The 16522-nt window shown below is 72.9% G+C and carries 16 protein-coding genes; 5 read left to right on the top strand and 11 right to left on the bottom strand.

All coding sequences use genetic code 11. The features are described from left to right. The first annotated feature begins 207 nt into the window (after window positions 1-207). The 3 genes from AB0Q96_RS30420 (at window position 208) to AB0Q96_RS30410 (ending at window position 3091) form a co-directional block, all read left to right on the top strand. A complete protein-coding gene (locus AB0Q96_RS30420; RefSeq protein WP_365331006.1) occupies window positions 208-1575 on the top strand; it encodes a dipeptidase in 1368 nt (455 codons plus the stop codon). 211 nt (window positions 1576-1786) lie between these two features. Then, window positions 1787-2434: an MBL fold metallo-hydrolase gene (locus tag AB0Q96_RS30415; RefSeq protein ID WP_365331180.1), complete on the top strand. Its 648-nt coding sequence runs from the start codon at window positions 1787-1789 to the stop codon at window positions 2432-2434. 96 nt (window positions 2435-2530) lie between these two features. Further along, window positions 2531-3091 carry a hypothetical protein gene (locus AB0Q96_RS30410; RefSeq protein WP_365331004.1) on the top strand — a complete coding sequence of 187 codons (561 nt, stop codon included), beginning with the start codon at window positions 2531-2533 and terminating at the stop codon, window positions 3089-3091. 44 nt (window positions 3092-3135) lie between these two features. Here AB0Q96_RS30410 and AB0Q96_RS30405 read toward each other — a convergent pair whose 3' ends face one another. Together AB0Q96_RS30405 and AB0Q96_RS30400 are read right to left on the bottom strand one after the other, a co-directional pair. After that, entirely contained in the window at window positions 3136-4176 is a 1041-nt protein-coding gene (locus AB0Q96_RS30405) for an NUDIX domain-containing protein (protein ID WP_365331001.1), read from the bottom strand. A 95-nt stretch (window positions 4177-4271) separates the two neighbouring features. Continuing rightward, on the bottom strand, window positions 4272-5219 hold the full coding sequence (locus AB0Q96_RS30400; RefSeq protein WP_365330999.1) for an ROK family protein: 948 nt from the start codon (window positions 5217-5219) through the stop codon (window positions 4272-4274). Window positions 5220-5341: 122 nt separating this feature from the next. On the opposite strand from AB0Q96_RS30400, the gene AB0Q96_RS30395 reads away from it, so the two are divergent. Beyond that, the gene (locus AB0Q96_RS30395) at window positions 5342-6379 is read left to right on the top strand and encodes a LacI family DNA-binding transcriptional regulator (RefSeq protein WP_365330997.1); all 1038 of its coding nucleotides are present in this window, start codon (window positions 5342-5344) and stop codon (window positions 6377-6379) included. A gap of 142 nt (window positions 6380-6521) precedes the next feature. On the opposite strand, the gene AB0Q96_RS30390 is transcribed toward AB0Q96_RS30395, so the two are convergent. The 6 genes from AB0Q96_RS30390 to AB0Q96_RS30365 form a co-directional block, all read right to left on the bottom strand. Beyond that, on the bottom strand, window positions 6522-8183 hold the full coding sequence (locus tag AB0Q96_RS30390; RefSeq protein WP_365330995.1) for a protein kinase: 1662 nt from the start codon (window positions 8181-8183) through the stop codon (window positions 6522-6524). Window positions 8184-8252: 69 nt separating this feature from the next. Next, window positions 8253-9542 (bottom strand): aldolase/citrate lyase family protein, encoded by a 1290-nt coding sequence (locus AB0Q96_RS30385; protein ID WP_365330993.1) that lies wholly within the window; start codon window positions 9540-9542, stop codon window positions 8253-8255. Window positions 9543-9722: 180 nt separating this feature from the next. Continuing rightward, window positions 9723-10685, bottom strand: coding sequence for an electron transfer flavoprotein subunit alpha/FixB family protein (locus AB0Q96_RS30380; RefSeq protein WP_365330992.1), 963 nt, complete (start codon window positions 10683-10685; stop codon window positions 9723-9725). Between the two features lie 95 nt (window positions 10686-10780). Continuing rightward, window positions 10781-11566 carry an electron transfer flavoprotein subunit beta/FixA family protein gene (locus tag AB0Q96_RS30375; RefSeq protein ID WP_365330990.1) on the bottom strand — a complete coding sequence of 262 codons (786 nt, stop codon included), beginning with the start codon at window positions 11564-11566 and terminating at the stop codon, window positions 10781-10783. Between the two features lie 198 nt (window positions 11567-11764). After that, the gene (locus AB0Q96_RS30370; protein WP_365330988.1) at window positions 11765-12298 is read right to left on the bottom strand and encodes a flavin reductase family protein; all 534 of its coding nucleotides are present in this window, start codon (window positions 12296-12298) and stop codon (window positions 11765-11767) included. 221 nt (window positions 12299-12519) lie between these two features. After that, window positions 12520-12831, bottom strand: a complete 312-nt coding sequence (locus tag AB0Q96_RS30365) for a thioredoxin family protein (RefSeq protein ID WP_365330986.1) — start codon at window positions 12829-12831, stop codon at window positions 12520-12522. A 221-nt stretch (window positions 12832-13052) separates the two neighbouring features. On the opposite strand from AB0Q96_RS30365, the gene AB0Q96_RS30360 reads away from it, so the two are divergent. After that, the gene (locus AB0Q96_RS30360) at window positions 13053-13778 is read left to right on the top strand and encodes a lysophospholipid acyltransferase family protein (RefSeq protein WP_365330984.1); all 726 of its coding nucleotides are present in this window, start codon (window positions 13053-13055) and stop codon (window positions 13776-13778) included. A 33-nt stretch (window positions 13779-13811) separates the two neighbouring features. Here AB0Q96_RS30360 and AB0Q96_RS30355 read toward each other — a convergent pair whose 3' ends face one another. The 3 genes from AB0Q96_RS30355 to AB0Q96_RS30345 form a co-directional block, all read right to left on the bottom strand. Continuing rightward, window positions 13812-14504, bottom strand: a complete 693-nt coding sequence (locus AB0Q96_RS30355) for a phenylalanine--tRNA ligase beta subunit-related protein (protein WP_365330982.1) — start codon at window positions 14502-14504, stop codon at window positions 13812-13814. A 161-nt stretch (window positions 14505-14665) separates the two neighbouring features. Further along, window positions 14666-15745 (bottom strand): low specificity L-threonine aldolase, encoded by a 1080-nt coding sequence (locus AB0Q96_RS30350; RefSeq protein WP_365331178.1) that lies wholly within the window; start codon window positions 15743-15745, stop codon window positions 14666-14668. Next, entirely contained in the window at window positions 15742-16503 is a 762-nt protein-coding gene (locus AB0Q96_RS30345; protein ID WP_365330981.1) for an SDR family oxidoreductase, read from the bottom strand. Before AB0Q96_RS30345 ends, AB0Q96_RS30350 begins: the two co-directional genes overlap by 4 nt. Window positions 16504-16522 lie beyond the last annotated feature (19 nt).

Raw genomic sequence — 16522 nt, 5'->3', positions numbered from 1 at the left:
TGCGTTCTCGCTGCTCACGATGTGCTTCTGCTCCTGATCCGACCGGTGGTTCCTGCTCTGTACGCATCCTACGGCCCGGTAGCCGGGCGGGACCGCGCCGCCCCGTGCCGACCCGCGCCGTAGGATCGGCCATGCGTTCGTCGTACAACCGATACACGCCGAACGCGCCCACAACGTCACAACGTCGCACCCACCAGGAGCGTGCCCATGACCGCGAATCCGATCGCCGAGACCATTGCGTCCCTGATGCCCCGCGCCAAGGCGGAGCTGACGGAGCTGGTGGCCTTCCAGTCGGTCGCGGACGAGGCCGTCGCCCCGCGCAGCGAGTGCGAGGCCGCCGCGAACTGGGTGGCGGACGCGCTGCGCACCGAGGGCTTCCAGGAGGTGGCGCTGCTCGACACCCCGGACGGCTCCCAGTCCGTGTACGGCGTGCTGCCCGGCCCGGCCGGCGCCCCGACCGTCCTCCTCTACGCGCACTACGACGTGCAGCCGATGCTGGTCGAGTCCGCCTGGGTGACCCCGCCGTTCGAGCTGACCGAGCGGGCGGACGGACGGTGGTACGGGCGTGGCGCGGCCGACTGCAAGGGCGGCTTCATCATGCACCTGCTGGCGCTGCGCGCCCTGAAGGCGAACGGCGGCGTCCCGGTCACGGTCAAGATGATCGTGGAGGGTTCGGAGGAGCAGGGCACCGGCGGCCTGGAGCGCTACGCGGAGGCGCACCCGGAGCTGCTGGCCTCCGACGCGATCGTCATCGGCGACGCGGGCAACTTCCGGGTCGGTCTGCCGACGGTGACGGCGACGCTGCGCGGCATGACGATGATCCGGGTCACCATCGACACGCTCCAGGGCAACCTGCACTCGGGCCAGTTCGGCGGTGCCGCGCCGGACGCGCTCGCCGCGCTGATCCGCGTCATGGACTCGCTGCGCGACGAGACCGGTGCGACCGTGATCGACGGGCTGCCGGCGGACGCGGTGTGGGAGGGCCTGCAGTACCCGGAGGCCGACTTCCGCAAGGACGCCAAGGTGCTGGACGGCGTGGCGCTGCCGGGCGTCGGCACCGTCGCCGACCGGATCTGGGCGCGGCCCGCCGTGACCGTCATCGGCATCGACGCGCACCCCGTGGCCGGTGCCACGCCGTCGATCCCCTCGACCGCCCGCGCGCAGCTCAGCCTGCGGGTCCCGCCGGGCCAGGACGCCGCGAAGGCGACCGAGCTGCTGTTCGCGCACATCGAGAAGCACACCCCGTGGAACGCCCGGGTGAGCATGGAGCAGGTCGGCCAGGGCCAGCCGTTCCAGGCCGACACGTCGAGCCCGGCGTACACCTCGATGGCGGAGGCGATGCGGATCGCGTACCCGGGCGAGGAGATGCAGGCGGCCGGCATGGGCGGCTCCATCCCGCTGTGCAACACGCTGGCCGCGCTGTACCCGGAGTCGGAGATCCTGCTGATCGGCCTGAGCGAGCCGGAGGCGCAGATCCACGCGGTGAACGAGTCCGTGTCCCCGCAGGAGCTGGAGCGCCTGTCGGTGGCCGAGGCGCACTTCCTGCTGAACTACGCGGCCTCCAAGCGGGCTTGATCCCCACGTCGGGGAACGGCATGACGCTCTGGGCGTAACTCGCCCAGAGCGTACACACATACGGCGGACGTACTTCCTTACGTACGTTCGCCGTATGAGCGAAGAGCACCCAGACCACACCGACCACACGCACCACACGCACCCCGAGGGCGACCACGACGCCCGGCTCGTCGAACTCGTCGAGCTCGTCGAACTCACCCCCCGGCTGCACATGCTGCGCCTGCCCATCGGCCAGGCGTACGTGTGGCGGGACGGCAGCGAACTGACCCTCGTCGACGCCGGATGGGTGGGCGCGGCGGACGACATCGAGGGGGCGCTGCGCGGCGCGGGCCTCGACCCGGCCCGGATCCGCCGGATCGTGCTCACCCACTGCCACCGCGACCATGTGGGCGCGGCCCAGGAGCTGGCCGACCGCTTCGGCGCGGAGATCCTGGCGCACGCGCTGGACGCGCCCGTGATCCGGGGTGAACTGCCGGTCCCTGAGCCGGATCTGCTCGACTGGGAGCTGCCCCTGTACGCGCACGGGCTGACCGTCCCGGAGGCCCCGCCCACCCGGGTGGACCGGGAGGTCGCCGACGGCGAGGAGCTGGGCTTCGGCGACGGCGCGGTGGTGCTGCACACCCCGGGCCACACCCCTGGTTCCCTCGCGGTCCATCTCCCCCGGCACGGCGTGCTGTTCACCGGGGACACGGTGGCCACGGTCCAGGGCGTGACCTTCGGCGTCTTCCACGTGGACCGGGAGCGGGCACGGGAGTCGATGCGGCGGCTGGCGGAGCTGGCGCCGTCGGTGCTGTGCTGCGGCCACGGCGACCCGGTGACGGAGGACACGGCCGAACAGCTCAGGAAGGCAGCCGTCTGAGGGGCCCGGCCGGGCGGGAACCGACCGCGCCCCGGCCGCCGTCCTCTCCCCCGGCCCGCCCCGCGACGGGGCGGACGACAGGGTACGGGGGGACACATGGTGGAGGCCGGTGCCGACATGGCCGCGGACGCCGGGGCGGTACGCGCCCGGCGGCTGCGCCGGGCGGGGATCAGCGGTGGGGCGATCGGCGGCGTGATCGGCGGCGCGGGCGCGACGGTCCAGGGCCTCGACACGGGATTCCCCTGGTGGATCGTGGGCCCCTTCACGGCCCTGGGCGTCACGGTCGGCATCCTGGTGGGGGTGCGGTACGGGCGCGAGGACCGGGCGCAGAAGGACTCGCTGGAGCCGAACGAGACCGTCCTGAACGTGTACGGGGTGTGGCCCTACCCCGCGCCGCCGCGGAGCGGGATGGTATCGCCGGAGAACGCGCCGTACCAGTTGCACACCACGACCCGGCACCTGCAGTTCTGGAAGGGCGAGGACCTGGTGTGGGCGCACCCGTGGCACGAGGTGCGCGTCGAGGTGGAGGGCCCCGTACTGCGCCTGCTGCGCGAGGACGTGGAGATCGCGCTGGTGGAGCAGCCCGCGGCACCGGAGATGCCGGAGGAGTTCCGCTTCGTGGCGGAACGGATCGCCGCCCGCTTCGGCCGGCGTTAGGCCGGGGCCGGGTCCGGGGTGGCCGCTCGACGGGAGGCGGCCCCTCAGCCGACCGGGTCCCCGGCTTCGAGGTTGAGGACGGTGCCGCGTTCCCGGGCGCGCAGGGCCCAGCGGAGGCGGCGGTAGCGGACCGGGGGCAGCAGGTCGGCCGCCTCCTCCTCGGTGACGAACCGCCAGGCGCGGAGCTCGGCACCGGGGAGGAGGAGCCGGTCGGCCTCGGCGGCCGGCAGCCGGCCGCCGTCGAAGAGGAACCGCAGGCCGCCGAATCCGGGCGGTTGGGGGCGCTCCCAGTCGACGAGCAACAGGCGCGGTACGGCGTCGAGTTCGATGCCGATCTCCTCGGCTACCTCGCGCATGCCGGCCCGGGCGGGCGCCTCGCCGGGTTCGACGACGCCGCCGGGGAACTCCCAGCCGGGCTTGTAGGTGGGATCGACGAGGAGGAAACGATCCTGCTCGTCGAAGAGCAGGACGCCCGCGGCGACGGTCTCGCCGGTGGGCTCGGGGGTCTGCACGATGCCGCAGGGGGCGGCGAGCCCCGCGGCGACGGCGTCGGCGACGGCCCGCGCGACCTCCGCCGCGGTGCGCCCGCCGTTGTCGACGGCGTAGGCGTCGTCGCCGAGCCAGCCGTCGAGGGCGGCACGGTACGGCTCGACGTGCCGGTGACACCAACGGCGGGCCCGGTCCTCGGCCTCGGGGTCGTCGGGATGCTGGCGACGGGTGTCTATCCGCTCGCGCAGGATCGTTTCGTCCGGGGTGAGCACGACGTGCCGGACCTCGATCCTGCGGGCGGCGAGCGCGCCGAAGATCTCGTCCCGGTACTCCTGCCGCAGCAGGGTCATGGGGACCACGAGCACCCCGCCGACCTCGGCGAGCAGCGCGGCGGCGGTGTCCACGACGAGGCGGCGCCAGATCGGCAGGTCCTGGAAGTCGTCGACCTCCGCGAGGCGCTTCTGTGGAAGCAGCAGGCTCAGACCGCCGCCGACGAGCTCCGGGTCGTACAGGGTGCTGTTCGGGATCAGATCGACCAGCTCGCGCGCGGTGCTGGTCTTCCCCGCGCCGAACGCGCCGTTGATCCAGACGATCACGGTTCCCCCTCTTCGTATGCCCCCTGAGGCTTGCCCGCACCACCCTGCCACGGAAACCCCCCGTGAGGGCCGCGGTACGGGCCGGGGGCCGCCTGTCAGGACGGCGGCAGGCCCTCCCCGGCCCGGGGCACGGCCGCCGCCGCCCCGAGGAGTCCGGCGTCGGTCCCGGTGAGCGCGGGGACGACGGCGAGGCCCGCCACGAACGAGAGCGTGGCGTAGGACCGAAGGCTGCGGCGGAGCGGAGCGAACAGGACCTCGCCCGCGCCCGCCACTCCCCCGCCGACGACGGCGATGTCGATCTCGACCAGGCTGGCGGTGGCGGCGATGCCGGCCGCGAGGGCCTGCGCGGCCCGTTCGAAGGAGGCGACGGCCACGGGGTCACCGGTGCGGGCGGCGGCGGCCACCGCGGCGGCGGAGGAGTCGCCGTCGGGCCCGGGGCGCCAGCCGGCGGCCAGGGCGCGGCGGGCGATGTGCGGGCCGCTGGCGATCCGTTCGACACAGCCGCGCCCGCCGCAGGCGCACGGGTCGCCGTCGAGGTCGACGCTGATGTGGCCGATGTGCCCGGCGTTGCCGGTGGGGCCGGGATGGACCCGCCCGTTCAGGACGAGCCCGCCTCCCACGCCGGTCGAGACGACGAGGCACAGCGCGTTGTCATGGCCGCGCGCGGCGCCCATCCAGTGCTCGGCGGCCGTCATGGCGACGCCGTCGCCCACCAGCGTGACGGGGCGTCCGCCGGTCGCCCGGTGGACCCGCTCGACCAGGGGGAAGTCGCGCCACCCGGGCACGTTGACCGGGCTGACCGTACCCGCGCAGGCGTCGACGGGCCCCGCGCTGCCGATGCCGACGGCACCGGCCGCGTCCCAGAGCGGGGAGCGGGCCAGCTCGTCGAGCACGGCCTCGACCGCGCGCACGACCGTCTCGCCGTCCTCCCGCGCGGGCGTGGGCCGCTGCGCCCGTACGAGGATCCGGCCGGCTCCGTCGACCAGCGCACCGGCGATCTTGGTACCGCCGATGTCGAGGGCGACGACGAGGTCAGTGCTCATGGGCTCCGGATCTCCGTGGGGCGGTGGGTGCGATCTACAGTCTCCCCACCTCTGACAACGTTGTCCAGGCCCTATGCTCGACAGCGACGAGATCGAAACCGACACCGGAGGCACCGCACACCGTGGCCGACACCGCCCGCCGCCCCGAGCACCGCTACGGCAATCGGCCCACGATGAAGGACGTCGCCGCCCGCGCGGGCGTCGGCCTGAAGACCGTCTCCCGCGTCGTCAACGGCGAACCCGGCGTCACGCCCGACACCGAACGGCGCGTCCAGGAGGCCATCGACTCCCTCGGCTTCCGCCGCAACGACAGCGCGCGGGTGCTGCGCAAGGGGCGTACGGCTTCCGTGGGCCTGGTCCTGGAGGACCTGGCGGACCCGTTCTACGGCCCCCTCAGCCGCGCCGTCGAGGAGGTCGCCCGAGCCCACGGGGCGCTGCTCATCAACGGCTCCAGCGCGGAGGACCCGGACCGCGAGCAGGAGCTGGCGCTCGCGCTGTGCGCGCGGCGCGTCGACGGACTCATCGTCATCCCGGCGGGCTCCGACCACCGCTACCTGGAGCCGGAGATCCAGGCGGGCGTCGCCACCGTCTTCGTCGACCGCCCGGCGGGACGCATCGACGCGGACGCCGTCCTCTCCGACAGCTACGGCGGCGCCCGCGAGGGCGTGGCCCACCTGATCGCCCACGGCCACCGCAGGATCGGCTTCATCGGCGACCGCCCCCGCATCCACACGGCCGCGGAACGCCTGCGCGGCTACCGGGCGGCCATGGAGGACGCGGGCCTGGAGCCGGCCGAGGAGTGGATCTCCCTCGGCCCGACCGAACCGGACCGGGTCGCCCGGGCGGCGGAGGCGATGCTGTCCGGCCCGGCCCCGGTCACGGCCCTGTTCGCCGGCAACAACCGGGTGACGGTGACGGCCGTCCGTACCCTCGCGGCACGCGAGACCCCGGTCGCCCTGGTCGGCTTCGACGACATCGAGCTGGCCGACCTCCTCGGCATCACCGTCATCGCCCAGGACGCGGCGGCCCTGGGCCGCACGGCCGCGGAACGCCTCTTCCGCCGCCTGGACGGCATCCAGGAGCCCCCCACCACCACGATCCTGGCAACCACCCTGATCCCCCGCGGCTCCGGCGAGATCCCCCCACCGACGCACAGCTGACAGACGGACGGGAGGGGGCCGGTGCCGGAGCGGGGGTAGGGGGTGTCCGGACGTGGCGGCGCCCGTAACGAGCGCAGCGAAGTGAAGGTCGCAGTCCGGACACCCCCTACCCCCGCGGAGGCACCGGCCCCCGCGGAGGCACCTAGCAGACCCGCAGCCCCTCGACGGGCCCGCCACCCGACCCGCCCCTCAGGTGCAGCACGCTGACGTAGACGTTGGTGTTGCCGCTGTCGTCGTCGGTCCGGGCCCACCAGCGGCTGCTACGCCCCCCGTAGGTCTCGCTGTGATCGAGATCCACCTGGCAGAAGAACTCCTGCGGCCCCGCGCCCACGGTCCCCATCTCACCCCCGTCGTACCGCTTGCTCGTGGCCGTCCGCACCACCTGGCAGGTGGCGGAGGACCCGGACGCGGTGCACCCGGAGGCGACCGGCGGCGGGGCGGTGGTCGGGGCGACGGTGGTCGGCTCGGCCCCGCCCGTCGCGGCCGAGCCGCCACCACCCTTCTTGCCCGGGGTGGGCGCCGCGGTGGCGCCGGGCGACGCGGCGCCGCTCTCCCCGGGAGGTACGTCGACGGTGGCGGAGCCCCCTCCGCCGGGCGTGGCGCTCTCGCCCGCCCCGGGCGTACGCGTGGCCGCGCCGGCGGACCCACTGCTCCGCGGCGCGTCGGCGCGCCCGTCCAGCACCCGCCCGGGCTCCCCGGTCTCCTCCTGGGACGACTGCCCACCGGCCACCACAGCATCACCAGCCGGGGACCGGTCGATCAAGCTGTACGTGACCCCACCACCGATGAGCACCACCCCGGCCACGGCAGCGGCGACGACTCCCCGGGCCCGACGCTTCTCACGACGCGGCCCCGGCGGGGCAGGCACTTCGGGCGGCCCGAAGGTGCCCAGGGGCTCGGCGACAGGAAGAGGCGCTGCAACGGGCACATGCGCACCCACACCAGCACCGACACCAACGGAGCCCTCCGCCCCCGCCACAACCCCCGCCAGCATCCCCGCAGCTTCCCGAGCCGACGGCCGCCCGTCCGGGTCCTTGCACAGCAGCCGCAGGAGCACGGGCGTCAGGACCCCGGAGCGGACGGGGTCCGGGAGGGGGTCGGTGACGATGGCGGCGAGGGTGGACCAGGTGGAGGTGCGCCGGAAGGGCACGGCCCCTTCGACCGCCGCGTACAGGGTGGCGCCGAGCGCCCACACGTCGGCGGCGGGTCCGGGGGCGGCGCCGCGGGCGCGTTCCGGGGAGAGGTAGTCGAGGGAGCCGACGATCTCGCCGCTGCGGGTGAGGCGGGCGGCGGAGCCGTCGCCGGGGTCCTCGATGGTGGCGATGCCGAAGTCGGTGAGGAGGACCCGGCCGGAGCGGTCGAGCAGGATGTTGCCCGGCTTGACGTCGCGGTGCAGGACGCCGGCCTCGTGCGCGGCGGCGAGCGCCTCCAGGACGCGGGCGCCGATGCGGGCGGCCTCGACGGGGTCGAGGGGGCCGTCGGCGGCGAGGACGTCGTCGAGGGAGGGGCCGTCGACGAGTTCCATGACGATGACCGGCCGGCCCTCGTGCTCGGTGACGTCGTGGACGGCGACCACTCCGGCGTGCCGGACCCGGGCGGCGGCGCGGGCTTCGCGCTGCATGCGCAGGCGCATGGCGTCGAGTTCGGGCGCCGCGGTGTCCGTGTAGGTGCGCAGTTCCTTGACGGCCACGTCGCGGCCGAGGACTTCGTCGACGGCCTGCCAGACGACGCCCATGCCGCCGCGGCCGAGTCTGCGCACGATTCTGTAGCGGCCCGCGAGCCGCTCGTTCTCCCCCGATGACACCGCTGCCCCGTTCCCTGTCGATCTTGTGAACTCATACAGGGTACGGGGCAGTTGGCGGGAAAGTGACGTTTACTGCGCCTGAGCGGTGAGATCGCCGCGGCGCGGGGCCGAGAAACGGTCCAGGTCGGCGCGGGTGAGGCCGGTGAGGGCGTCGACCTCGGCGGTGTCGAGGGCACCGCAGTCGATGCCGCGCAGCAGGTAGGAGCTGAGGGCCTTGGCGGTGGCGGGCTCGTCCATGACGTCGCCGCCGGCGTGGTTGGCGTAGGCGGAGAGGCGCTTGGCGGCGGCCTGGAAGCCCTCGCGATAGAAGGCGAAGACGGCGGCGTAGCGGGTGGGGATGTGCCCCGGGTGCATGTCCCAGCCCTGGTAGTAGGCGCGGGCGAGGGCCCGTCGGGTGAGCCCGTAGTGCAGCTTCCACGCCTCGTGGACGTGGGCGGTGGAGCCGACGGGGAGGACGTTGGTGGAGCCGTCGGAGACGCGTACGCCGGTGCCGGCGGCGGCGACCTGCATGATCGCCTTGGCGTGGTCGGCGGCGGGGTGGTCGCTGGCCTGGTAGGCGGCGGAGACGCCGAGGCAGGCGCTGTAGTCGAAGGTGCCGTAGTGGAGGCCGGTGGCGCGGCCCTCGGCGGCGTCGATCATGCGGGCGACGGCGGCGGTGCCGTCGGCGGCGAGGATGGACTGGCTGGTCTCGATCTGGATCTCGAAGCCGAGCCGGCCGGCGTCGAGGCCGTGGGCCTTCTCGAAGGCTTCGAGGAGCCGGACGAAGGCGGTGACCTGCTCGGGGTAGGTGACCTTGGGGAGGGTGAGGACGAGCCCGTCGGGCAGGCCGCCGTTCTCCATGAGGCCGGTGAGGAAGACGTCGGTGGTGCGGATGCCGCGGTCGCGTACGGCGGCCTCCATGCACTTCATCCGGATGCCCATGTACGGGGCGGCGCTGAGGTCCGCGTAGGCCTCGGTGATGATCCGCGCGGCGCGGGCGGCGTCGTGATCCTCGTCCGCGCCCCCGTAGCCGTCCTCGAAGTCGACGCGGAGGTCCTCGATGGGCTCGCGCTCCAGCTTGGCGCGGACGCGGCCGTAGACGTCCTCGGCGAGGTCGTCGGAGAGGCCGAGGACGCCGGCGAAGGTGGCGGCATCGGGGGCGTGCTCGTCGAGGGCGGCGAGGGCCTGGTCGCCCCAGGAGCGGATGGTTCCGGCGTCGAAGAGGTTGCCGGGCACGTAGACGGTGTGGACGGGCTGGCGGGTGCCGGGGTCTCCCGGGTAGCGCCGGTCGAGCTCGGCGTCCACGGCGGTGAGGGAGGCGCTGATCTCCTCGCTGACCGCGCCGGCGAGGCTCGTCGACACCTTCTCCTGCTGACCCATCCCACATCCTCCTGTTTTCCGCTTCACGGAATCAACAATCCGTATAGCGAAGTTAATGGCCTGCCGGGACTCACGTCAATGGCTGTCCGAAACGACCGGGGGCCGCGCGGTGAAGATCACCACGCGGCCCCCGGACCGTAGAAGAACCGCAGGTCAGCCCTTGGGGGCCGACTCCGAGTCTCAGCCCTTGCGGGCCTTGACCTCGTCCGTCAGCTGCGGCACGACGTCGAACAGGTCGCCGACGACGCCGTAGTCGACCAGCTCGAAGATCGGGGCCTCGGCGTCCTTGTTGATGGCCACGATGGTCTTCGAGGTCTGCATACCCGCGCGGTGCTGGATCGCACCGGAGATGCCGGAGGCGATGTACAGCTGCGGCGAGACCGACTTGCCGGTCTGGCCGACCTGGTTGGAGTGCGGGTACCAGCCGGCGTCGACGGCGGCGCGGGAGGCGCCGACGGCGGCACCGAGGGAGTCGGCGAGCGCCTCGATGATCGCGAAGTTCTCGGCGCCGTTGACGCCGCGGCCGCCGGAGACCACGATCGCGGCCTCGGTCAGCTCCGGGCGGCCGGTCGACTCGCGCGGGGTGCGGGCGACGACCTTGGTTCCGGTGGCCTGCGCCGAGAAGGAGACGGCGAGCGCCTCGACGGCGCCGGCGGCCGGAGCGGCCTCGACGGCGGCCGAGTTCGGCTTGACCGTGATGACCGGGGTGCCCTTGGAGACGCGGGACTTGGTGGAGAAGGAGGCGGCGAACGCGGACTGCGTCGCGACCGGACCCTCGTCACCGGCCTCCAGGTCGACGGCGTCGGTGATGATGCCGGAGCCGATGCGCACCGCGAGGCGGGCGGCGATCTCCTTGCCCTCGGCGGAGGACGGGACGAGCACGGCGGCCGGGGAGACGGCCTCGTACGCGGCCTGGAGGGCGTCGACCTTGGGGACGACGAGGTAGTCGCCGAACTCGGGGGCGTCGGCGGTCAGGACGCGGGTGGCACCGTGCTCGGCGAGGGCCGCGGCGGTGTCGGCGGCGCCGTTGCCCAGGGCGACGGCGACGGGCTCGCCGAGGCGGCGGGCGAGGGTGAGCAGCTCCAGGGTGGGCTTGCGGACGGCTCCGTCGACGTGGTCGACGTAGACGAGAATCTCAGCCATGGGACTTCAATCTCCTGCGGAAGAAACGGGACGGCCTGAGGGGCGGCGCGGGACGCGCGGGTCCGGGGCCGGAACCCCGGCCCGCGGACTGCGGATCAGATGAACTTCTGCTCCGCGAGGAACGCGGCGAGCTGCTTGCCGCCCTCGCCCTCGTCCTTGACGATCGTGCCCGCGGTGCGCGCCGGACGCTCGGCGGCCGAGTCGACCTTGGTCCAGGAGCCCTCCAGGCCGACCTCGTCCGCCTCGATGTCGAGGTCGGACAGGTCCAGGGACTCCACCGGCTTCTTCTTGGCGGCCATGATGCCCTTGAAGGACGGGTAGCGCGCCTCGCCCGACTGGTCGGTCACGGAGACGACGGCCGGCAGGGAGGCCTCCAGCTGCTCGGAGGCGGTGTCGCCGTCACGGCGGCCCTTGACGGTGCCGTCCTCGACGGAGACCTCGGAGAGCAGGGTGACCTGCGGGACGCCCAGGCGCTCGGCGAGGATGGCGGGGAGGACGCCCATGGTGCCGTCGGTGGAGGCCATGCCGGCGATGACGAGGTCGTAGCCGGTCTTCTCGATCGCCTTGGCGAGCACCAGCGAGGTGCCCATGACGTCGGTGCCGTGCAGGTCGTCGTCCTCGACGTGGACGGCCTTGTCGGCGCCCATGGAGAGCGCCTTGCGCAGCGCGTCCTTGGCGTCCTCGGGGCCGACGGTCAGCACGGTGACCTCGGCGTCGTCGGCCTCGTCCGCGATCTGGAGCGCCTGCTCCACCGCGTACTCGTCCAGCTCGGACAGCAGGCCGTCGACGTCGTCACGGTCGACGGTCAGGTCGTCCGCGAACTTCCGGTCGCCGGTGGCGTCCGGCACGTACTTCACACAGACAACGATCCTCAAGCTCACGCCGGCTCTCCTACTGCATCGTCATAACGGGCTGCCTTGTTGCTCGCAGCATAGGCGCCTGAAGGGCTGGTTTCCGGTCGGGGCGGCGGACGCCCCGACCGGTATATTACTCGCCAGTACACCCAGTTCGTTACGAGTAAGCAAGCGCTCAGCGGTGTGACCTTGCCAACGCGCCCGGAGCCGGCCCCGGGGGAACTCTCAGTCGCGCAGCGCGTTGAAGCGACCCTGGTGGTAGAGGAGCGGTCGGCCCACGCCGTCCGGGTCGCCGGCGACGACCTCGGCTATCACGATCCGGTGGTCGCCGGCCGGGACCCGGGCCACCACGCGGCACACCAGCCAGGCCAGGACGCCGTCGAGCACGGGGACGCCCTCGGGGCCGGGGCTCCACCGGGTGGGAGCGCCGAAGCGGTCGGCGCCGCTGCGGGCGAAGGTGGCGGCCAGCTCCCGCTGGTGCTCGCCGAGTATGTGGACGCCGATGTGCTCGGCCTCGGCCACCACGGGCCAGCTGGAGGAGCCGGTGCCCACGCCGAAGGAGATCAGCGGGGGTTCGGCGGCGACGGAGTTGAGCGAGGTCGCCGTGAAGCCGACCGGGTGCTCGCCGTGCGCGGTGATGACCGCGACACCGGCGGCGTGCTGCCGGAAGACGGAACGGAGCAGGTCGGGAGCGGCCTGTCGGGGTGCGCCGAGGGCGGAAATCGTCGGGAGCGTGCGGAGCTCGGGCGAGACCGTCATGGAATTGTCCTTCTGCGAGGGCGGCGTGTGGGGAGTCTCGGGTCGGTCAGACACCCGGACAGCGCGCACTCGCGTTGCGGGCCAGGTCCACGTGGGCCCGCCCGTAGAGAAGGAGTTCTGGGGGCACTACGCCAGACTGACGATCGTTGCCGCGTGCAGTCAAGTGCGTACCGGGATGTGGGAGATGTGTCACCGCGTCAGGGACCGTGCCGCGCACCGCGTCAGACCGCCTGTCCGAGCGCGGCGATGACGTCGGCGCGGCGGGGCTGCCCGGCGGCCCTGCGCACGATCCGCCCGGTCCGGTCGAGGACCAGCACCGTGGGCGTACGGACGATCCCCAGCTCCCGTACGAGGTCGAGGCGCTCCTCGGCGTCGATCTCGACGTGGCCGACGCCGTCGACCATGGCGGCCACCTCGGCGAGCGTGCGGCGGGTGGCCCGGCAGGGCTGGCAGAAGGCGGTGGAGAACTGCACCAGGGTGGCCCGCTCCCCCAGCTCGGCGCCGAGCCTCTCGGCGCCCACGAACTCGCTCATCCCGCTGCTCCTCCTGTGGTCCCTGTCCGGTGCAGCGTCGCACGTGAGCGAACGATTCCCGCCACGAGTACCCCGAGTGACGAGAATCTCCCCGTACGAAGCCGCCTGGACTGGTCACGGGGGCCCACATGGGGCACGATCTGCCCAAAGCCGAAAACCTACGGCCGCGTAACTTCGCCGGGAGAACCCTCCCCAGGCACTGACGAAGGGGTTCGTCCCAGATGGCAGAGCTCGTCTATCGGCCGGTCATCGGCGCCGCCCTCACCCTGTTCAAGGCGCTCGACCTGAAGATCGACACTCAGGGTTCGCAGCACATCCCCCGCGAGGGCGGGGCGGTCATCGTGAGCAACCACATCAGCTATCTGGACTTCATCTTCACCGGTCTGGCCGCACTGCCCCAGAAGCGTCTGGTGCGCTTCATGGCGAAGGAGTCGGTGTTCCGGCACAAGGTCTCCGGCCCGCTGATGCGCGCGATGAAGCACATCCCGGTGGACCGCGCCCAGGGCGAGCACGCCTACGAGCACGCGCTGCGCTCGCTGCGCGCGGGCGAGCTCGTCGGCGTCTTCCCCGAGGCGACCATCTCGCAGTCGTTCACGCTGAAGAGCTTCAAGTCCGGTGCCGCGCGCCTCGCGCAGGAGGCGGGCGTCCCGCTGATCCCGGTCGCGCTGTGGGGCACCCAGCGGGTGTGGACCAAGGGCCGGCCGCGGAACTTCAAGCGCAGCCACATCCCGATCACCATCCGCGTGGGCGAGCCGCTGGAGGCCCCCGCCGACCAGTACGCGGGTGCGATCACCCGGCGGCTGCGCGGGCGCGTCCAGGAGCTCCTGGAGGCCGCGCAGCGCGCCTACCCGGTGCGCCCCAAGGACGCCGGCGACACCTGGTGGGTGCCGGCGCACCTCGGAGGCACGGCGCCGACGCCGGAAGAGGTCAAGGCCGCCGAGAAGTAGTCCCGCGGCGGCCCCGGCCCCTGCGGCGAAACGTCACTCCGGGTCGCGGACCGTGATCTGCGCCCCGGGGCTGACCTTCTGCAGCACCTCGGCGAGCTCCTCGCCGGCCGCGCGCAGCGCGTCGAGCGTCATGGGCTCCAGCGACTCCAGCAGGAAGATCGCGTCGGTGGTGTCGTCCTCGATGCGGGTGCGCGGGCCCTGGCGCCAGTTCCAGCGACGGCAGGTGACGCCCGCCTCGTCGCACCAGATGACCTCGCCGGGCTCGGGGTGCTCGACGCTCTCCTCGCCGCCCGCGACGGTGACGAAGTCCTCCTCGCCGGTGGCCCGGACGAGCCGCATCGAGCCCTCGATCTTGTTCAGGTCCTCGCCGCCGACCGGGATCAGGTGGGCCACGCTGATCGCGTTGTACGCGTCCACGAGCCGGTTGATCCGGGGCAGTCCGCCGTCCGCCAGGGCGCGCTTCGCCAGCGCCTCCGCGGAGTTGCGGGTACGGGAGGGCTTGGCGCCGAACGCGGAGTACGCGGCGCGCCAGGCGGCGACATGCGGGTCCTTGTCCGGGGCCTGTCCGTCCAGGCGCTCGGCGAGGCGCCGGGCGGCGTCGTCGAGCAGGGCCGAACTGGTCTCGTCGCTGGGCCCGTTGACGAGTCCGCGCGCCTCGACGGCGAGGTGGGTGAAGCCGGGTACGAGGGTGCGTACCTCGTCGGAGACGGTGAGCGTCAGGGTCATGGTCCGCCGTTCGGTGTTCCGGTATCTCAGGGTGTGGTTCAGCATAGAACACCGGAAAATCCACTTCACTGGACTTCCGCCGGAAGCGGACGGCCCATGACGGAACGGCCGGACGGAAGTCGGTGACTTCCGTCCGGCCGTCGGTCGGTGCGCGCGGGGAACTAGCGTCCCATCTCTTCCTTCAGCGCCTGGAGGAACGCGTCCACGTCGTCCTCCGAGGTGTCGAACGAGCACATCCAGCGCACGTCGCCGGCCGCCTCGTCCCAGAAGTAGAAGCGGAAGCGCTCCTGGAGCCGCCTGCTGACCTCGTGCGGCAGCCGCGCGAAGACCGCGTTGGCCTGGACCGGGTAGAGGATCTCGACCCCGTCCACGCCCCGCACGCCGGCCGCGAGGCGCTGGGCCATCGTGTTGGCGTGGCGGGCGTTGCGCAGCCACAGGTCCTTGGCGAGCAGCGCCTCCAGCTGGACCGACACGAAGCGCATCTTGGAGGCGAGCTGCATGGACAGCTTGCGCAGGTGCTTCATGTGGCTGACGGCGTCGGGGTTGAGCACGACGACGGCCTCGCCGAACATCATGCCGTTCTTGGTGCCGCCGTACGAGATGACGTCCACGCCCGCCGCGCTGGTGAAGGCGCGCATGGGCACGTCCAGCGAGGCGGCCGCGTTGGATATGCGGGCGCCGTCGAGGTGGACCTTCATGCCCTTGGAGTGGGCGTGCTCGGCGATGGCCCGGATCTCGTCCACGGTATAGACGGTGCCGAGCTCGGTGTTCTGGGTGATCGAGACGACCTGGGGCATGGCCCGGTGCTCGTCCTCCCAGCCCCAGGCCTGCCGGTCGATCAGCTCGGGGGTGAGCTTGCCGTCCGGGGTGGCCACGGTGAGCAGCTTGAGGCCGCCCATCCGCTCGGGCGCGCCGCCCTCGTCCACGTTGATGTGCGCGGACTCGGCGCAGATCACGGCGCCCCAGCGGTCGGTGAGCGCCTGGAGGGCGGTCACGTTGGCCCCGGTCCCGTTGAAGACCGGGAACGCCTCGGCCAGGGGGCCGAAGTGGCTGTGCATGATCCGCTGGAGGTGCTCGGTGTACTGGTCCTCGCCGTAGGCGACCTGGTGGCCGTCGTTGGCGAGGGCGATGGCCGCGAGGACCTCGGGGTGCACACCGGCGTAGTTGTCGCTGGCGAAGCCCCGGACCGACGGGTCGTGGTGACGACGGGCGTCGGTCTTCGGGCCGAGGGCCGCGGTCACGGCTTGGGGGTCAGCCACAGGCGCTGTCCATTCACTTCCTGCGCGGGCCGGTCCCAGAGTCCGGCGATGGCCTCGGCCAGGTCCTTGACGTCGGTGAAGCCCGCGAACTTCGCATTGGGGCGTTCGGCGCGCATGGCGTCGTGCACCAGTGCCTTGATCACCAGGATGGCAGCCGCGGCCTGGGCGCCGTCGTCGCCCCCCGCCTTGCGGAAGGAGTCCGCCATGGCCAGGGTCCACGCCTCGGCCGCCGCCTTGCCGGCGTTGTACGCGGCGTTGTTGGCGACCGGCTTGTGCGCGCCGACCTGGCTGATCAGGGCGTAACGGCCCCGGCCGCCGCTGCGCAGCAGTCCGTCGTGGAAGGCGAGCGAGGTGTGCTGGACCGTGCGGACCAGCAGCTTCTCCAGGAAGTCCCAGTCCTTGAGGTCGGTCTCGACGAAGGACTGGCTGCCGCGCCAGCCGCCGACCAGGTGGACCAGGCCGTCGATCCGGCCGAACTCCTTCTCGGTCTTCTCGGCCCACTCCTTGGTCGCGGCCAGGTCGAGCAGGTCGACCGTGTCGCCGATGACCCGGGCGCCGCCGTGGGCGTAGCGGGCGGCGTCGACGGCCTCCGCGAGGCGCGCCGGGTCGGCGTCGGAGCCGACCACGGTCGCGCCGGCCTCGGCCAGGCGCAGCAGGGTCGCCCGGCCGGCCGGGCCGGCCGCGCCGGCGACGGCGATGACGGCGCCGTCGAGCGGACCACCGTTTCCGTTGGCGTTCATGGGCGCCGCCTCCTCCGTC

Source organism: Streptomyces sp. NPDC093111 (assembly GCF_040683955.1).
GTDB lineage: Bacteria > Actinomycetota > Actinomycetes > Streptomycetales > Streptomycetaceae > Streptomyces.
Note: the sequence above shows the minus strand (reverse complement) of the source record. Positions and strands in the feature narration are given on the sequence as shown.